The 15,780-nt window shown below is 52.2% G+C and carries 15 protein-coding genes; 11 read left to right on the forward strand and 4 right to left on the reverse strand.

Annotated features, from left to right (window positions below; all coding sequences use genetic code 11):
* The first annotated feature begins 42 nt into the window (after nucleotides 1-42).
* Together speF and potE are read left to right on the forward strand one after the other, a co-directional pair.
* On the forward strand, nucleotides 43-2,241 hold the full coding sequence (gene speF / locus ACU8YC_RS09970) for an ornithine decarboxylase SpeF (RefSeq protein ID WP_446895303.1): 2,199 nt from the start codon (nucleotides 43-45) through the stop codon (nucleotides 2,239-2,241).
* Nucleotides 2,238-3,557, forward strand: coding sequence for a putrescine-ornithine antiporter (gene potE / locus ACU8YC_RS09975; protein WP_151219527.1), 1,320 nt, complete (start codon nucleotides 2,238-2,240; stop codon nucleotides 3,555-3,557). Before speF ends, potE begins: the two co-directional genes overlap by 4 nt.
* A gap of 69 nt (nucleotides 3,558-3,626) precedes the next feature.
* Here potE and pgm read toward each other — a convergent pair whose 3' ends face one another.
* On the reverse strand, nucleotides 3,627-5,267 hold the full coding sequence (pgm, locus tag ACU8YC_RS09980) for a phosphoglucomutase (alpha-D-glucose-1,6-bisphosphate-dependent) (RefSeq protein ID WP_187252807.1): 1,641 nt from the start codon (nucleotides 5,265-5,267) through the stop codon (nucleotides 3,627-3,629).
* A gap of 24 nt (nucleotides 5,268-5,291) precedes the next feature.
* Entirely contained in the window at nucleotides 5,292-5,834 is a 543-nt protein-coding gene (gene seqA / locus ACU8YC_RS09985; protein ID WP_151219526.1) for a replication initiation negative regulator SeqA, read from the reverse strand.
* A gap of 193 nt (nucleotides 5,835-6,027) precedes the next feature.
* Here seqA and ybfF point away from each other — a divergent pair, with 193 nt between their 5' ends.
* The 9 genes from ybfF (at nucleotide 6,028) to tcuC (ending at nucleotide 13,671) form a co-directional block, all read left to right on the forward strand.
* A complete protein-coding gene (gene ybfF, locus ACU8YC_RS09990; RefSeq protein ID WP_286543660.1) occupies nucleotides 6,028-6,801 on the forward strand; it encodes an esterase in 774 nt (257 codons plus the stop codon).
* Between the two features lie 128 nt (nucleotides 6,802-6,929).
* A complete protein-coding gene (gene ybfE, locus ACU8YC_RS09995; RefSeq protein ID WP_151225090.1) occupies nucleotides 6,930-7,217 on the forward strand; it encodes a LexA regulated protein in 288 nt (95 codons plus the stop codon).
* A gap of 155 nt (nucleotides 7,218-7,372) precedes the next feature.
* Nucleotides 7,373-7,903, forward strand: coding sequence for a flavodoxin FldA (gene fldA / locus ACU8YC_RS10000; RefSeq protein WP_003022839.1), 531 nt, complete (start codon nucleotides 7,373-7,375; stop codon nucleotides 7,901-7,903).
* Between the two features lie 210 nt (nucleotides 7,904-8,113).
* A complete protein-coding gene (locus ACU8YC_RS10005; RefSeq protein WP_049259739.1) occupies nucleotides 8,114-8,200 on the forward strand; it encodes a ryhB-regulated fur leader peptide in 87 nt (28 codons plus the stop codon).
* A complete protein-coding gene (gene fur, locus ACU8YC_RS10010) occupies nucleotides 8,193-8,639 on the forward strand; it encodes a ferric iron uptake transcriptional regulator (protein ID WP_003022836.1) in 447 nt (148 codons plus the stop codon). The genes ACU8YC_RS10005 and fur overlap by 8 nt, the downstream gene beginning before the upstream one ends.
* Nucleotides 8,640-8,768: 129 nt before the next feature.
* Entirely contained in the window at nucleotides 8,769-9,695 is a 927-nt protein-coding gene (gene tcuR / locus ACU8YC_RS10015) for a tricarballylate utilization LysR family transcriptional regulator TcuR (protein WP_151219523.1), read from the forward strand.
* Nucleotides 9,696-9,792: 97 nt separating this feature from the next.
* On the forward strand, nucleotides 9,793-11,196 hold the full coding sequence (gene tcuA, locus ACU8YC_RS10020; protein ID WP_187252809.1) for an FAD-dependent tricarballylate dehydrogenase TcuA: 1,404 nt from the start codon (nucleotides 9,793-9,795) through the stop codon (nucleotides 11,194-11,196).
* Nucleotides 11,183-12,322, forward strand: a complete 1,140-nt coding sequence (tcuB, locus tag ACU8YC_RS10025) for a tricarballylate utilization 4Fe-4S protein TcuB (RefSeq protein ID WP_414437944.1) — start codon at nucleotides 11,183-11,185, stop codon at nucleotides 12,320-12,322. Before tcuA ends, tcuB begins: the two co-directional genes overlap by 14 nt.
* A 53-nt stretch (nucleotides 12,323-12,375) precedes the next feature.
* A complete protein-coding gene (tcuC, locus tag ACU8YC_RS10030) occupies nucleotides 12,376-13,671 on the forward strand; it encodes a tricarballylate/proton symporter TcuC (RefSeq protein WP_446895304.1) in 1,296 nt (431 codons plus the stop codon).
* Nucleotides 13,672-13,722: 51 nt separating this feature from the next.
* On the opposite strand, the gene chiQ is transcribed toward tcuC, so the two are convergent.
* Entirely contained in the window at nucleotides 13,723-14,055 is a 333-nt protein-coding gene (gene chiQ, locus ACU8YC_RS10035; RefSeq protein ID WP_003022817.1) for a ChiQ/YbfN family lipoprotein, read from the reverse strand.
* 49 nt (nucleotides 14,056-14,104) lie between these two features.
* Nucleotides 14,105-15,511 carry a chitoporin ChiP gene (gene chiP, locus ACU8YC_RS10040; RefSeq protein ID WP_151219521.1) on the reverse strand — a complete coding sequence of 469 codons (1,407 nt, stop codon included), beginning with the start codon at nucleotides 15,509-15,511 and terminating at the stop codon, nucleotides 14,105-14,107.
* Between the last annotated feature and the right edge of the window lie 269 nt (nucleotides 15,512-15,780).

Below are 15,780 nucleotides of genomic sequence, written 5' to 3' on the forward strand. Positions count from 1 at the left end.
AGAAATTGAGGACCTGCTATTACCTAAAATAAAGAGATGAAAATGTCTGAATTAAAAATTGCCGTAAGCCGTTCCTGTCCTGATTGTTTTTCTACGCAGCGTTCCTGCGTAAATATCGATGAAAGTAATTTCATTGATGTTGCTGCCATCGTGTTATCCATCAATGATATTGAACGAGGAAAACTCGATGAAATTGACGCCACCGGCTACGGCATTCCCGTTTTTATCGCCACCGAAAATGAAGAGCGTGTTCCAGCAGAGTATCTGCCACGGATCTCCGGCGTATTCGAATGCAATGAAGCCCGCTCAGCATTTTATGGTCGTCAGTTAGAAACCGCCGCCAGCCACTACGAAACGCAGCTACGTCCCCCGTTCTTCCGCGCATTGGTCGATTACGTCAATCAGGGTAACAGCGCATTTGATTGTCCAGGTCATCAGGGGGGCGAATTTTTCCGTCGCCATCCTGCGGGTAATCAGTTTGTGGAGTACTTCGGCGAAACGCTTTTCCGCTCTGATTTGTGTAATGCCGATGTGGCAATGGGTGATTTGTTGATCCACGAAGGTGCGCCTTGCATCGCCCAACAGCATGCGGCCAAAGTGTTCAACGCGGATAAGACCTACTTTGTCCTGAACGGAACCTCATCATCAAACAAAGTGGTGCTTAACGCGCTGCTCACCCCAGGCGATCTGGTGTTGTTTGACCGCAACAACCACAAGTCAAACCACCACGGCGCGTTATTACAGGCTGGGGCCACGCCGGTCTATCTGGAGACTGCACGCAACCCGTACGGCTTTATCGGCGGGATTGACGCTCACTGCTTTGAAGAAAGCTATCTGCGAGAAAGGATCGGTGAAGTCGCGCCAAAACGTAAAAATGATGTCCGTCCATTCCGACTGGCCGTGATTCAGTTAGGTACCTACGATGGCACCATCTATAACGCGCGTCAGGTAGTGGATAACATCGGTCACCTGTGCGACTACATCCTGTTTGACTCCGCGTGGGTGGGCTATGAGCAGTTCATTCCGATGATGGCCGATTGTTCTCCATTGTTGCTGGATCTGAATGAAAACGATCCTGGTATTCTGGTCACCCAGTCGGTACACAAACAGCAGGCGGGTTTCTCCCAGACATCGCAGATCCACAAAAAAGACAGCCATATTAAAGGCCAGTCTCGCTACGTGCCCCATAAACGAATGAATAACGCGTTCATGATGCACGCCTCCACCAGCCCGTTCTATCCGCTCTTTGCCGCGCTCGACATCAACGCCAAAATGCATGAAGGCATCAGCGGGCGCAACATGTGGATGGACTGCGTCGTCAACGGAATTGATACGCGTAAATTGATCCTGGAAAACTGCCACCATATCCGGCCATTTGTGCCTGAGATGGTGGAAGGTAAACCGTGGCAGGCTTATTCCACCGCTGAAATTGCCAGCGATCTACGTTTCTTCCATTTTGTTCCTGGTGAACACTGGCATGCCTTTGAAGGCTACGCCGAACACCAGTACTTTGTGGATCCATGCAAACTGCTGCTCACCACACCGGGGATCAAAACGCGTAACGGCGAATATGACACGTTCGGCGTTCCGGCCACCATTCTGGCTAACTTCCTGCGGGAAAATGGCGTAGTTCCCGAAAAATGCGACCTTAACTCCATCCTGTTCCTGATGACCCCGGCAGAAGATATGGCGAAGATGCAGCAACTTGTCGCCCTGCTGGTGCGTTTCGAAAAACTGCTGGAAGCCGATGCCCCGCTGGCTGAGGTTCTGCCCTCTCTCTACAAACAACATGAAGCCCGTTATGTCGGTTATACCCTGCGTCAGCTGTGTCAGGAAATGCACGATTTGTACGCCCGTCACAACGTGAAACAGCTACAGAAAGAGATGTTCCGTAAGGATCATTTCCCGCGCGTCAGCATGAATCCCCAGGAGGCCAACTACGCCTATCTGCGTGGTGAAGTTGAGCTGGTGCGACTACCGGACGCGGAAGGCCGAATCGCCGCGGAAGGTGCGTTGCCTTATCCTCCTGGCGTGCTGTGTGTGGTTCCGGGTGAAATCTGGGGTGGTTCAGTATTGCGTTACTTTAGCGCGCTGGAAGAGGGAATCAATCTGCTGCCGGGTTTTGCGCCTGAACTTCAGGGTGTCTACATCGAAGAACACGACGGGCGTAAACAGGTGTGGTGCTATGTCATTAAGCCAAAAGACGCGCAAGACGATCTGTTGAAAGGGGAAATGTTATGAGCAAAGCCAAATCCAACAAAATGGGTGTCGTCCAGCTCACCATCCTGACCATGGTCAATATGATGGGCTCAGGGATCATCATGTTGCCTACCAAACTTGCAGAAGTCGGCACCATTTCGATCATCTCGTGGCTGGTGACCGCTGTCGGTTCAATGGCACTGGCGTGGGCCTTCGCAAAATGCGGTATGTTCAGTCGTAAATCCGGTGGTATGGGCGGTTATGCTGAATATGCCTTTGGCAAATCCGGTAACTTTATGGCGAACTACACCTATGGCGTTTCGCTGTTAATTGCCAACGTGGCTATCGCTATCTCCGCCGTGGGCTACGGTACCGAACTGTTTGGTGCCACATTGACACCCGTGCAGATTGGCCTGGCCACTATCGGCGTGCTGTGGATCTGCACCGTCGCTAACTTTGGCGGGGCACGTATTACTGGGCAGCTCAGCAGTATCACCGTCTGGGGCGTTATTATTCCGGTTGTCGGTTTGTGCATCATCGGCTGGTTCTGGTTCAGTCCGACGCTGTACGCTAACTCCTGGAACCCACACCACGTCCCGTTCTTCACGGCGGTCGGTTCTTCGATTGCGATGACCCTGTGGGCTTTTCTCGGTCTGGAATCGGCCTGCGCTAACGCCGAAGTGGTTGAAAATCCGGAGCGCAACGTACCCATCGCTGTACTGGGCGGTACGTTGGGCGCGGCAGTGATTTACATCATTTCGACCAATGTGATCGCCGGGATTGTGCCAAATATGGATCTGGCTAACTCCACTGCGCCTTTCGGTTTGGCCTTTGCGCAGATGTTCACCCCGGAAGTCGGTAAAGTGATCATGGCGTTGATGGTGATGTCCTGCTGTGGTTCACTGCTGGGCTGGCAGTTTACTATCGCTCAGGTCTTTAAATCGTCGGCTGATGAAGGTTACTTCCCGAAAATCTTCTCCCGTGTAACTAAAGTGGATGCGCCGGTTCAGGGAATGCTGACCATCGTAATAATCCAGAGTGGCTTATCGCTGATGACCATCAGCCCGTCGCTGAACAGCCAGTTCAACGTGCTGGTCAACCTGGCTGTCGTGACGAATATCATCCCGTATATCTTGTCGATGGCCGCACTGGTTATTATTCAGAAGATGGCGAATGTCCCATCGTCAAAAGCGAAACCAGCAAACTTTGTCGCGTTTATTGGCGCATTATACAGCTTCTATGCACTCTACTCCTCTGGCGAAGAAGCAATGCTGTATGGTTCTATCGTGACTTTCCTCGGCTGGACGCTGTATGGCCTGGTCTCACCGCGTTTTGAACTGAAAAATAAACATAGTTAAATATCGGCACAAAAAAGCCCGGTAGCGCTAGCTTACCGGGCCTATAAAACGCGTCAGTGCGAACAGTACTTACGCGTTTTTCAACACTTCGCTGACAATCTCGACCGCCTCTTTCTCGATCTGCTTGCGGTGCTCTTCACCGAGGAAACTTTCGCAGTAGATCTTGTAAGCGTCTTCTGTACCGGAAGGACGTGCGGCAAACCAGCCGTTGTCGGTCATCACTTTCAGACCACCGATAGAAGCACCGTTACCCGGTGCCGACGTCAGACGTGCGGTGATCGGGTCACCCGCAAGCGTGCTGGCACTCACCATTTCCGGAGACAGCTTAGACAGCGCCGCTTTCTGCGCAGAGGTCGCGCTGGCCTGCAGGCGGTTGTAGCTCGGCGCGCCAAAACGAGCAGCCAGCTCGTTGTAGTGCTCTTGCGGGTTTTTACCGGTCACTGCGGTAATTTCAGCCGCCAACAGACACATGATGATGCCGTCTTTGTCCGTTGACCACGGTGTACCATCGAAACGCAGGAAAGAGGCACCCGCGCTCTCTTCACCGCCAAAACCAAAGCTGCCATCAAACAGACCGTCAACGAACCATTTAAAGCCAACCGGGACTTCAACCAGTTTACGCCCTAAAGCATTCACCACGCGGTCAATCATCGCCGAAGAAACCAGCGTCTTACCGACGGCAACGTCTTTGCCCCACTGTGGACGGTGCTGGAACAGGTAGTTAATCGCCACCGCCAGGTAGTGGTTCGGGTTCATCAGACCAGCGGGCGTGACGATGCCATGACGGTCGTAATCCGGATCGTTGGCAAAAGCGAGATCGAACTTGTCGCGCAGCGCCAGCAGGCCCGCCATCGCGCACTCGGAGGAGCAGTCCATACGGATCGCACCGTCTTTGTCGAGATGCATAAAGCGGAAAGTCTGATCAACGTGATCGTTAACAATAGTCAGGTTCAGGTTGTAGTGCTTCGCAATACGCTTCCAGTATTCGATACCGGAACCGCCCAGCGGATCGACACCCAGCGTCAGGCCCGCTTTCTGAATCGCCGCCATGTCGACGATGTCAGCCAGTCCTTCCACGAAAGGCTGCACCAGATCCTGTTCTTTAACATGACCGGATGCCAACGCAGCATCCAGCGACATGCGCTTCACGCCTTGCAGACCGTCGGCCAGCAGCGCGTTGGCTCTGTCTTCAACCACTTTGGTAACATTAGTATCAGCCGGACCACCGTTAGGCGGATTGTACTTAATACCGCCGTCTTCCGGCGGGTTGTGAGACGGCGTGATCACAATGCCATCAGCCAGCGGGCCGCCTTTTTTATTATGGACCAGTATTGCATTCGACACGGCAGGCGTTGGCGTAAAGCCGTTATTTTCCTGCACGATGACATCAACGCCGTTCGCCGCCAGCACTTCCAGTACAGAGATGAAAGCCGGTTCAGACAACGCGTGGGTGTCCTTGCCCACATAGCACGGGCCAGTAATCCCGTTTTTCGCACGCTCTTCAGCAATCGCCTGAGCGATAGCCAGAATATGCGGCTCGTTAAAACTATGACGACCTGCACTGCCGCGATGTCCGGACGTACCGAACTTGACGGCGTGCTCAGCGTTCCCTGCCGTTGGTTTCAGTACGTAGTACTGTGCCGTCAGTTGAGCGACGTTAATCAAATCACTCTGTTGCGCAGGTTGACCTGCACGGTTGTGGATTGCCATTGCCTGGTCCTTCTAATGCAAGGATTAAATTGTTCCGCAAACCTTTTCAATCAATTCCGCAGGGAATTGCATTGACTGCATGATGTGCTCAACCATGCTGCATTTACGGCCGGTATTGGTATTGGTGATCACCCAGTACGGCGTGCCTGGCACGTGCTTCGGTTTGGTTTGATTACCATTTTTCAACAGCGTCTGTTCATCCGCTGCAAAATAAACGCGCGTACGTCCGTGCAACGATTCCGTTGCTTCGGCGAACGCGTTGTGATCCAGTGAATAGAGTGTAGACAGCACCAGCATAAAGCGATTTACTGCTTTCTTCTGTTCAGCGTATTCGTCGGACAGCAGCAGTTCACGCATCGCGCGCACTTTATCTTTTACGGGGTTAACCGGCTTGGCTTCCACGACAGCTTGCACAGCGCGGACTTCTTTTACTACCGGAATGACAGGCTGTGATGCGGCGGAAAATTTCAACATACGCCGTAAAATGTCGGATGCGCTCTCGCCGATATGCTTGGTGTGGCTGGCAATATAGCTATAGAGTTCATCATCAACTTCAATCGTTTTCATCTTAATCCAGTGCAGTGTTTAGCTGAATACAAGTTGTTGGGTCAACACGCGTAGTGTAAAGGCAAATCCCAACAGCGGATAGCGTCAAGCCTGGTGGCACGCAAAACTCGGAGTAACCGTAGTTGTTGCAGCCATGTGGCAGAATGGTCAACATGATACCCTAACCCGTCAGTGTGAAAAAAAGAACTTTGCCATGAAATTGAATATCCGAGCGCAATCTGCGCAAAACCTGCACAATAATTCTCCCATCGTCCTGGTTCACGGCCTGTTTGGCAGTCTGGATAACCTCGGGATCCTGGCACGCGATCTAGTGGCCGATCACGATATCATCCAGGTTGATATGCGAAATCATGGCCTCTCCCCTCGTTCACCTGAGATGAATTATCCGGCTATGGCGCAAGATCTGCTGGATACACTGGACGATCGGCAGATCGAAAAAGCGATCTTTATTGGTCACTCGATGGGTGGCAAAGCCGTCATGGCGCTGACCGCGCTGGCCCCTGAACGTGTCGAACGGCTGGTCGCCATCGACATTGCTCCCGTTGACTACCATGTTCGCCGCCACGATAAGATTTTTGCTGCCATTAACGCGGTAACTGACGCGCAATCCTCTTCGCGTCAGCAGGCGGCGAGCGTTATGCGTCAGCACCTGCATGAAGAAGGTGTGATCCAGTTTCTGCTGAAATCCTTTGTTGACGGCGAGTGGCGCTTTAATGTTCCTGTGCTGTGGGATCAATATCCTCATATCGTCGGTTGGGAGACCATTCCGGCATGGGAGCACCCGGCGCTGTTTATCCCGGGTGGCAATTCACCGTATGTTACCGAAGCGTATCGTGACCAACTGCTGGCGCAATTCCCGCAGGCTCGGGCGCACGTTATAGCAGGTGCCGGGCATTGGGTGCATGCAGAAAAACCGGAGGCGGTGCTGCGCGCCATCCGTCGTTATCTGAATGAACAGGCTAACTGATTAAAAACTCAGCGTCTGTGCGCGATTACGCGCGTGGACGTTGGCGTGTCTCCCCTGCTGATGTATTATGGCGCGCTATCCATCCGGGCAGACGCCTGGCTGATTGTTTCCCCGAAGTCACCAAGATCATGGCCAAAGAACAAACGGACCGTACGACATTAGATCTGTTCGCGCAGGAGCGTCGCCCGGGACGACCCAAAACTAATCCGCTCTCGCGTGATGAACAGTTACGTATTAACAAACGTAATCAGCTTAAACGCGATAAAGTTCGCGGGCTTAAGCGTGTCGAACTGAAACTGAACGCTGATGCCGTTGACGCTCTGAACGAGCTGGCCGAGGCGCGCAACATGAGTCGCAGTGAACTCATCGAAGAGATGCTGATGACCCAACTCAGCGCGTTGCGCGATCAGGCATAGTCTGAATTTCTGCTCTAAATCATAAATCGTGTAGCACAGAGTGCAGTCCTGTGTGTTTGCTGTTTCCGCATGCCTGACTGTTCTGCTATGATTGCCCTTATCCGTGGGCAATGCGCCACCACCATTTCAATAAGTTTCAAGAGGTTATTTTACTCATGGCAATCACTGGCATCTTTTTCGGCAGCGACACCGGTAACACCGAAAATATCGCAAAAATGATTCAAAAACAGCTTGGTAAAGACGTTGCCGACGTTCATGACATTGCAAAAAGCAGCAAAGAAGATCTCGAAGGGTATGACATTCTGCTGCTTGGCATTCCAACCTGGTACTACGGTGAAGCACAGTGTGACTGGGACGATTTCTTCCCTACCCTCGAAGACATTGATTTTAACGGCAAACTGGTTGCATTGTTCGGCTGCGGCGACCAGGAAGATTACGCAGAATACTTCTGCGACGCGTTAGGTACCATTCGCGACATCATCGAACCGCGCGGCGCAACCATCGTTGGTCACTGGCCGACTGCAGGTTATCACTTTGAAGCGTCCAAAGGTCTGGCTGACGACGACCACTTTGTCGGGCTGGCTATCGATGAAGACCGTCAGCCTGAGCTGACCGCAGAGCGCGTAGAAAAATGGGTTAAGCAGATCTCTGAAGAGCTGCACCTCGACGAAATCATCAATGCCTGATTTTGTACGGCGTAGATTTCTATCTGCGCCGCATCAATAGATAAAACCAATCAAAATAATTGCTACAAATTTGTAACTTTTCCGTCTGACCCTGTACAATGGCTGGATGCCAATCGGGTGTTGCACAGTGTGTTTGTCGGCGATACCACGTTTTGATTAACAATATTTGCCAGAGACTTGCAGTTTTCATTTAGCCATGGCAGTTCTATAATGAATCGCATTATCTCAAGTGCAATTTCTGTCACTTCTGTTAATGAAGTGAATCGTTTAGCTACAGGACAGATTCCGCATGACTGACAACAATACCGCATTAAAGAAGGCTGGCCTGAAAGTAACGCTTCCTCGTTTAAAAATTCTGGAAGTTCTTCAGGAACCGGATAACCATCACGTCAGTGCGGAAGACTTGTACAAACGCCTGATCGATATGGGTGAAGAAATTGGTCTGGCGACCGTGTATCGCGTGTTGAACCAGTTTGATGATGCCGGTATCGTGACCCGCCATAATTTTGAAGGTGGTAAATCCGTCTTCGAACTGACTCAACAGCATCATCACGATCACCTCATTTGCCTCGACTGCGGCAAAGTGGTCGAGTTCAGCGATGATTCCATCGAAGCGCGCCAGCGTGAGATTGCGGCTAAACATGGTATTCGTTTAACCAACCATAGCCTGTATCTTTACGGTCACTGCGCCGAAGGTGATTGTCGCGAAGATGAGCACGCGCACGACGGCAAGTAATGTGATGCTTTCTGAAAAGCCAACCATCCGGTTGGCTTTTTTTATGCACGTTTTCAGCCCGTTCCCCCCTTCCCTCCACTCTTGTGTTGCTTTAATGTAAAAATCAATTGTCCCTTCCGGAGAATCGAAATGGAACTTCGCCAGCTACGTTATTTTGTTCGCATTGTCGAAACTGGCAGCATGGGTAGTGCGGCGCTCGATCTCAATATTGGGGTTTCGGCACTCAGCCAGCAAATGTCCCGCCTGGAAAATGAACTTGCTATTCGCCTGCTGCAACGCACCTCGCGTGGCGTGACGCCCACCAGCGCCGGGCTGGCATTTTACGCCCAGGCGCAGCTGGCGCTCCGTCACGCAGACGATGCAATCCTCGCCGCACGAGAATCCCGCCTTTCCGGACACGTCAGCGTCGGCATGGCCCCCAGTACCGCTTCCATTCTCGGCATGCCTTTTATCAACGCCATGCGAGAAACCTATAGTGATGTCCGTCTGCATGTGGTGGAAAGCCTCTCTGGTAACCTGGAACGAATGATCAGCACTCGTCAGATTGACCTGGCCGTTGTGTTTCAAAAAGAAAAGCTCCTGCGCTGGAGCGCCAGACCGATTCTCGAAGAGCGGCTGTTTTTAATTGGCACCCATGCTTTACTGGCTGATATTACTGATGACAATATTGCTCCAGCCCAATTGGCACATATTCCATTGATAATGCCTAGCCCAGGCCACGGTCTGCGCGGCAGGCTGGAAGCGATTTGTCAGGAACACGCGCTACGCATTGAGATCGCAACAGAAATTGATGGTCTGGCGCTACTAATGCGCGCCGTTCGCAGTGGGATCGGCGCTACTCTCCAGCCCGGCGCGGCAATTTCCCATCTCGATAAAGAGACGCTAAGAGTGATCGGCGTCCATAATCCAATACTGAGTCGCCCCAACTTTCTGGTCAGCCTCTCTGACGATGAACTCACCCCGGCGGGGCTCGCAGCCCGCGTGGTGCTGACGAAAGTGATGCATCAACTGGTAGAAGCGGGACGCTGGCCTGGCGCTATCCTTTACAATAACTAAAACCCCCTTTAGCACTGCGTTATAGCGCCCGCACAAGCTGCACGTATACATTTCAATTACAAATTTAACAATTAGTTAAATGGTAATGGAGTATACGATGGTTGACGTTCTGGTGATTGGCGGTGGCAATGCCGCGTTATGTGCTGCCCTAACCGCCCGGGAGCAAGGAGCTTCGGTACTCCTGCTCGAAGCAGCCCCCCGGGAATGGCGCGGGGGAAACTCCCAACACACGCGTAATCTGCGCTGTATGCATGATGAGCCGCAGGATGTGCTGGTGGAAAGCTACCCTGAAGAGGAGTATTGGCAGGATCTGCAGCGCGTCACGGAGGGAAATACCAACGAAGCCCTGGCACGTCTGGTGATCCGCACCTCTTCACAATGCCGCGACTGGATGCGCCGACATGGCGTGAATTTTCAACCTCCCCTCTCTGGCGCTTTACACGTGGCGCGAACCAACGCCTTTTTTATGGGCGGCGGGAAAGCCCTCGTGAATGCCTATTATCGCAGCGCAGAAAAGTTAGGTGTGCAAATCCGCTATAACACCCCGGTACAGGCGCTTGAACTGCATAACGGCGAATTCGTGGCGGCGCTGGCGGGCAAAGAGCGTATTACAGCGAAATCCTGCGTGCTTGCCGCTGGCGGGTTTGAATCAAACCGCGAATGGCTACGTGAAGCCTGGGGGGAAAATGAACGCGGTGAGTGGCCTGCGGATAACTTCCTGATTCGCGGCACACGCTTTAATCAGGGCGTACTGCTCAAATTTATGATCGACGCCGGGGCGGACATCATCGGCGACCCCTCCCAGTCACACTGTGTAGCCATTGATGCCAGAGCACCATTATATGACGGCGGAATTTGCACCCGCGTGGACTGCGTTTCGCTTGGCATTGTCGTCAACCGTGACGCTGAGCGTTTTTATGATGAAGGCGAAGATTTCTGGCCCAAACGCTACGCCATCTGGGGACGACTGGTCGCCCAACAGCCAGGGCAGATTGGTTACTCCATTATCGACAGTAAGGCCATCGGCCACTTCATGCCACCAGTCTTTCCTGGCGCACAGGCCAATACGCTGGCGGATCTGGCGCATCAGTTGGGTCTCAATGCTGAACGTTTTACCCACACCGTAACGCAGTATAACAACGCCTGCCAGCCAGGCCATTTCGACCATACCATTCTGGATAACTGCACGACGAAAGCGTTAGCCCCCGCAAAGACACACTGGGCGCGACCGCTGGACCAGCCGCCTTACTACGGGTATGCCCTGCGGCCAGGGATCACCTTCACCTATCTCGGATTGAAAGTGAATGAACGCGCTGCCGTACACTTTGCAGGGCTTCCAAGCCGCAACCTGTTCGTCGCCGGAGAGATGATGGCAGGCAATGTGCTGGGCAAGGGCTACACCGCAGGCGTGGGGATGTCGATCGGCACCACTTTTGGCCGCATTGCCGGAAAGGAGGCTGCTCTGGCAGCACAGAAGGAGGTACGTTATGAAACAGCTTGAGAAATTGATCATCGACGCGCAAATCATCACCGAGTCGGAAGCTGAAGTTGAACGTGTGATGCAGGTGTGTAACGCCTGCCGCTATTGTGAAGGATTTTGCGCCGTGTTCCCGGCAATGACGCAGCGTCTGGAATTCGGTAAAGCGGATATCAACTATCTGGCGAACCTGTGCCATAACTGCGGCGCCTGCCTGCACGCGTGTCAGTATGCCCCGCCTCATGAATTTGCCATCAACGTGCCGAAGGCAATGGCGGAAGTCCGGCTGGAAACCTATCAGCACTACGCACAACCCGCCGCCTTTGGTGCGCTTTATCGTCGTGCTGGCGTCACCGTGACGCTGGCACTGGTTTTCGGTCTGATCCTGTTTTTACTTCTCGCCATGGGGTTAAAGGGCTCGTTACTCCATCCTCCACTGGCCGGTGATTTCTATCAAATTTTCCCGCATAACCTGCTGGCCTGGATGTTTGGTTCAGTCTTTATTCTGGCAATCGTTCTGCTGATGGCGGGCGTTATCCGATTCTGGCGCGAAATTTCTCCGGGAATACCGCTTTCCACCGACATTGCTGAAGCCTCACACAATGCGCTGACGCTGAAATATCTCGATGGTGGGCACGGCAAAGGGTGTAACGAAGCAGATGATGCCTTCACCCTGATGCGCCGCCGTTACCATCACTTTACCTTCTACGGTTTTATGCTCTGCTTTGCCGCCACCGTGGTGGCGACGGGCTATCACTATTTCGCAGGTATTGAAGCGCCCTATCCGTTCCTCAGCGTGCCGGTAATATTGGGCACATTAGGCGGTATTGGCCTGATTATCGGCCCAGCGGGTTTGTTATGGCTGAACGTTAAGCGTTCACCGCTGCATGGCAACGCACGGCAAAAACCGATGGATCGCGGTTTTATTTTACTGCTGCTGCTGACCAGTCTGACCGGTTTAGCGCTTCTGGCGGGAAGAGACACGTCATGGATGGCTGTTTTACTCGCCATTCACCTCGGCGTGGTCATGGCGCTCTTTCTGACCATTCCTTACGGAAAATTTGCCCATGGATTTTACCGCTGCGCAGCCTTACTCAAGTGGGCGATTGAGAAACGGCGCGGCAAACAGGCGGGGATCACAGACAACTAACCCGCACACTCTTACCTCTATAAATATTATGATAAGACAGTGGAGCAAACCCAATGACACAACATCCATCGCGTGCCGGAACTTTCGGCGCAATACTGCGGGTAACCAGCGGTAATTTCCTCGAACAGTTCGACTTTTTTCTGTTCGGGTTTTACGCCACCTATATCGCAAAGACCTTCTTTCCCGCGGAGAGTGAATTTGCCGGGCTAATGTTAACTTTCGCCGTTTTTGGTTCGGGTTTCTTAATGCGACCCGTTGGCGCCATTGTACTGGGTGCTTACATCGACAGAATTGGTCGTCGTAAAGGTCTGATGGTAACGCTGGCGATTATGGGCTGCGGTACTCTGCTGATTGCCCTGGTACCCGGCTATCACAGTATTGGTCTGCTGGCTCCCGTGCTGGTATTGCTTGGACGATTATTACAGGGATTTTCTGCAGGCGTGGAGTTAGGCGGCGTCTCAGTTTATCTTTCTGAAATCGCCACGCCTGGCAATAAAGGCTTCTACACCAGCTGGCAGTCCGCCAGTCAACAGGTCGCCATTGTGGTGGCGGCGCTGATTGGTTATGGCCTGAACGCCACCCTGGGACATGATGAGATCTCGGAATGGGGCTGGCGCATTCCCTTCTTTATTGGTTGCATGATTATTCCTTTGATCTTCGTGCTCCGCCGCTCGCTGCAGGAAACAGACGCATTTTTACAACGCACGCACCGCCCCGACACTCGGGAAATTTTCACCACTATCGTCAAAAACTGGCGTCTTATCGCTGCAGGTACGCTGCTGGTGGCGATGACCACAACAACGTTTTACTTCATCACCGTCTATACCCCGACCTACGGCAGGGCTGTACTCCACCTGAGCGCGCGCGACAGCCTGGTAGTCACTATGCTGGTCGGGATTTCTAACTTTATCTGGCTGCCGATTGGCGGAGCGATTTCTGACCGAATTGGTCGTCGTCCGGTGCTGATGGGTATAACTGTACTTGCACTGATCACCACCTGGCCGGTAATGCACTGGCTCACCGCCGCGCCAGATTTCACGCGCATGACACTGGTTCTGCTTTGGTTTTCGTTCTTTTTTGGTATGTACAACGGGGCAATGGTTGCCGCACTCACCGAGGTGATGCCTGTCTACGTCCGTACAGTGGGTTTTTCACTGGCATTCAGCCTTGCCACAGCTATTTTTGGCGGCCTTACACCCGTTATATCCACAGCGCTGGTCCAGCTAACCGGGGATAAAAGTTCACCAGGATGGTGGCTGATGTGTGCGGCACTTTGCGGACTCGCCGCTACAGCAATGCTGTTTATCCGGTTGAGCCGGGGTTATCAGCCGCTCGAACATAAACTCTGAAATGCAAACGGGCGGAGAAATCTCCGCCCGTTGTCTTTTTCATTTTTTGAATTACTGCGCGGCATTCTTGCTGCGAATTTCCTGCCAAACTTTGTCACAATCAGCATTAACGGCCTGATCGTTCCCCGTACGTGTGGCCTGGATACACTGCTGATAATCCAGCACACGTACGCTTTCTTCATTGGCAAACTGCTGATGCTGTTTTTCTTTCTTCAGTACATTCAACACGCTTTGGCAGGCTTCTATTTTTTCCGGCGATCCTTGCGCGGTATTAATACACGCGCTGTAGGCTTCTTTCAGGCGGCTGTCTTCTTTCGGTGCAGGGGATTGCGTACAAGCCACCAGCCCTGATGCCATAACGGCGATGAGTATCAGTTTTTTCATAGCACTTTCCTCAACGAGGCGGCAGGCGCCCGGCCTGCCGCTATTGGCATTAGAAGATGGTGAATGGAGCAATAACGATGAACTTCACGTCGCGCTCATCCTGGAAGATGTTGCCGTAACCACCGCCCCAGCTCGGAATGTCTGAATGGTTGTCGTACTGGGTGAAGTGCAGTTTAAACATAGTGCCCTTCGCACGACCATCTTGCAGGGTGTAGACCGCATCCAGGCTGTAAGAGGACTCTTCGATAGTGCGGTTTTTGTCGTAGTACGCATCCGGGTTGAGCTGCCAGGTCGCTGGTTTAGCATCCCATGCGTAAACGTAGGACGCGCCCACTGCCCAGCCAGGCAGGTTCCAGTTCTTCAGATCATACATTGCGCCGAAGAAAACTGCCTTTTCGCCGTTGGCGTTGAAGTCAGAACGGTTATCCCACCAGATATCCAGGCGACCGTTTGATGAAGCGTAGGTCGGGGTCATACGCTGCAGGAAGTAGCCCTGCTGCCCGTCCGCTTTAACCCAGGTACCTTCCAGACGCAGGTCAACCACTTCCGCTACTTTATAACCGAAGGTCAGCGCCTGCAGCCAGGCCGTACCGTCATAAATATCGTTCACGGTGCGATCGTCAACTTTGTCACGTGCGCCGTAGAACTGATAGCTGGTGGTAAACGGATTACCCCCTAAATCGAATTTGTAGCTGGCTTTGGCGAAGTACTGATCGACGTAGCCCTCTGACTGGCCAAATGCCGCTTCCAGTAGCAGGTTATTTTTGAAATCATATTTCGCACCGATTGAGTGCAGGTAATCTACGCTGGTTTTCTTATCGGCCTGATAGAATTTATCAACTTCGGTGTGCCACGGTGCTTTATATTCATTGGCCCACATATAGGAGAAGCTCAGCGCACCAGCATCGCCATAGTCGAAGTTGGCGCCAGCTTCAGCACCCTGATAGGTACCTGGCATAAAGCTCCAGTGCGGAGCCAGCAAAGTCTGTCCGGTTGGTTGAATGTAACCGGCACGCGCCCAGGCTGGACCATATTTAAATTTAGCTGCTGCTTTATAAAGGCTAATCCCGCTCTTATCGCCGGAGTAATCTTCGTCATAGCCTTTATTTTTGGAAGAGAATGCAATTTCGTTTGGATGGCCGCTTTCGCTACTTTCGTTCATTTCAATAGCAGTGAATGCTGCGATATCAATACCAAACATATCAGCCGCGTAACCGGACTGGAAGTCGAGGTTAGCATTCCAGGTGGAGTGAGAAAGGTTGGTTTTGTATTTGTCGTGATCGGTCACATCTTTACGGTCACGCTCACGCTGCCAGTAGTAGATGCCGCCGGTTAAGGTAGAGTCATCAATAAATCCTTCGGCGTGTACCTGGGGAGCGACAACAAAACCCGACATTGCTGTGATACCGGCGATAGCCAGCGCCAGCGTACTACGTTTGCCACTAAACGTACGCATATGTTAATCCTCTTTGACATAAAAATGCTGCCGACAAAAGCGGACAGCGAAAAAAATAAAAAAAGTAGCGCTAAGAAAACCTCAGTGACTACAATGAATAGACTATTTTTCGCGACGCGAATTATCAATCTCTTTCTGTAACGAGTATGTAATAGTATGAGCAACCGCACATATTTGATTGCTTTCTGTTACATTTTCATCGACAGATAAAAAAGCGTTGAAAAGTTGAAAAAATCGCTTGTTTTCCATGAGGATGAAATCGGTTTCAG

It is taken from the genome of Citrobacter sp. VF227 (genome assembly GCF_052950715.1).

What these genes read in the sequence shown, in the direction of transcription:
- fldA (WP_003022839.1), top strand. Translation starts at nt 7,373, where the DNA reads ATGGCAATCACTGGCATCTTTTTCGGCAGCGACACCGGTAACACCGAA.
- chiQ (WP_003022817.1), bottom strand. Translation starts at nt 14,055, where the DNA reads ATGAAAAAACTGATACTCATCGCCGTTATGGCATCAGGGCTGGTGGCT.
- tcuC (WP_446895304.1), top strand. Translation starts at nt 12,376, where the DNA reads ATGACACAACATCCATCGCGTGCCGGAACTTTCGGCGCAATACTGCGG.
- ACU8YC_RS10005 (WP_049259739.1), top strand. Translation starts at nt 8,114, where the DNA reads ATGAATCGCATTATCTCAAGTGCAATTTCTGTCACTTCTGTTAATGAA.
- ybfE (WP_151225090.1), top strand. Translation starts at nt 6,930, where the DNA reads ATGGCCAAAGAACAAACGGACCGTACGACATTAGATCTGTTCGCGCAG.
- speF (WP_446895303.1), top strand. Translation starts at nt 43, where the DNA reads ATGTCTGAATTAAAAATTGCCGTAAGCCGTTCCTGTCCTGATTGTTTT.
- tcuB (WP_414437944.1), top strand. Translation starts at nt 11,183, where the DNA reads ATGAAACAGCTTGAGAAATTGATCATCGACGCGCAAATCATCACCGAG.
- seqA (WP_151219526.1), bottom strand. Translation starts at nt 5,834, where the DNA reads ATGAAAACGATTGAAGTTGATGATGAACTCTATAGCTATATTGCCAGC.
- ybfF (WP_286543660.1), top strand. Translation starts at nt 6,028, where the DNA reads ATGAAATTGAATATCCGAGCGCAATCTGCGCAAAACCTGCACAATAAT.
- fur (WP_003022836.1), top strand. Translation starts at nt 8,193, where the DNA reads ATGACTGACAACAATACCGCATTAAAGAAGGCTGGCCTGAAAGTAACG.
- tcuA (WP_187252809.1), top strand. Translation starts at nt 9,793, where the DNA reads ATGGTTGACGTTCTGGTGATTGGCGGTGGCAATGCCGCGTTATGTGCT.
- pgm (WP_187252807.1), bottom strand. Translation starts at nt 5,267, where the DNA reads ATGGCAATCCACAACCGTGCAGGTCAACCTGCGCAACAGAGTGATTTG.
- potE (WP_151219527.1), top strand. Translation starts at nt 2,238, where the DNA reads ATGAGCAAAGCCAAATCCAACAAAATGGGTGTCGTCCAGCTCACCATC.
- tcuR (WP_151219523.1), top strand. Translation starts at nt 8,769, where the DNA reads ATGGAACTTCGCCAGCTACGTTATTTTGTTCGCATTGTCGAAACTGGC.
- chiP (WP_151219521.1), bottom strand. Translation starts at nt 15,511, where the DNA reads ATGCGTACGTTTAGTGGCAAACGTAGTACGCTGGCGCTGGCTATCGCC.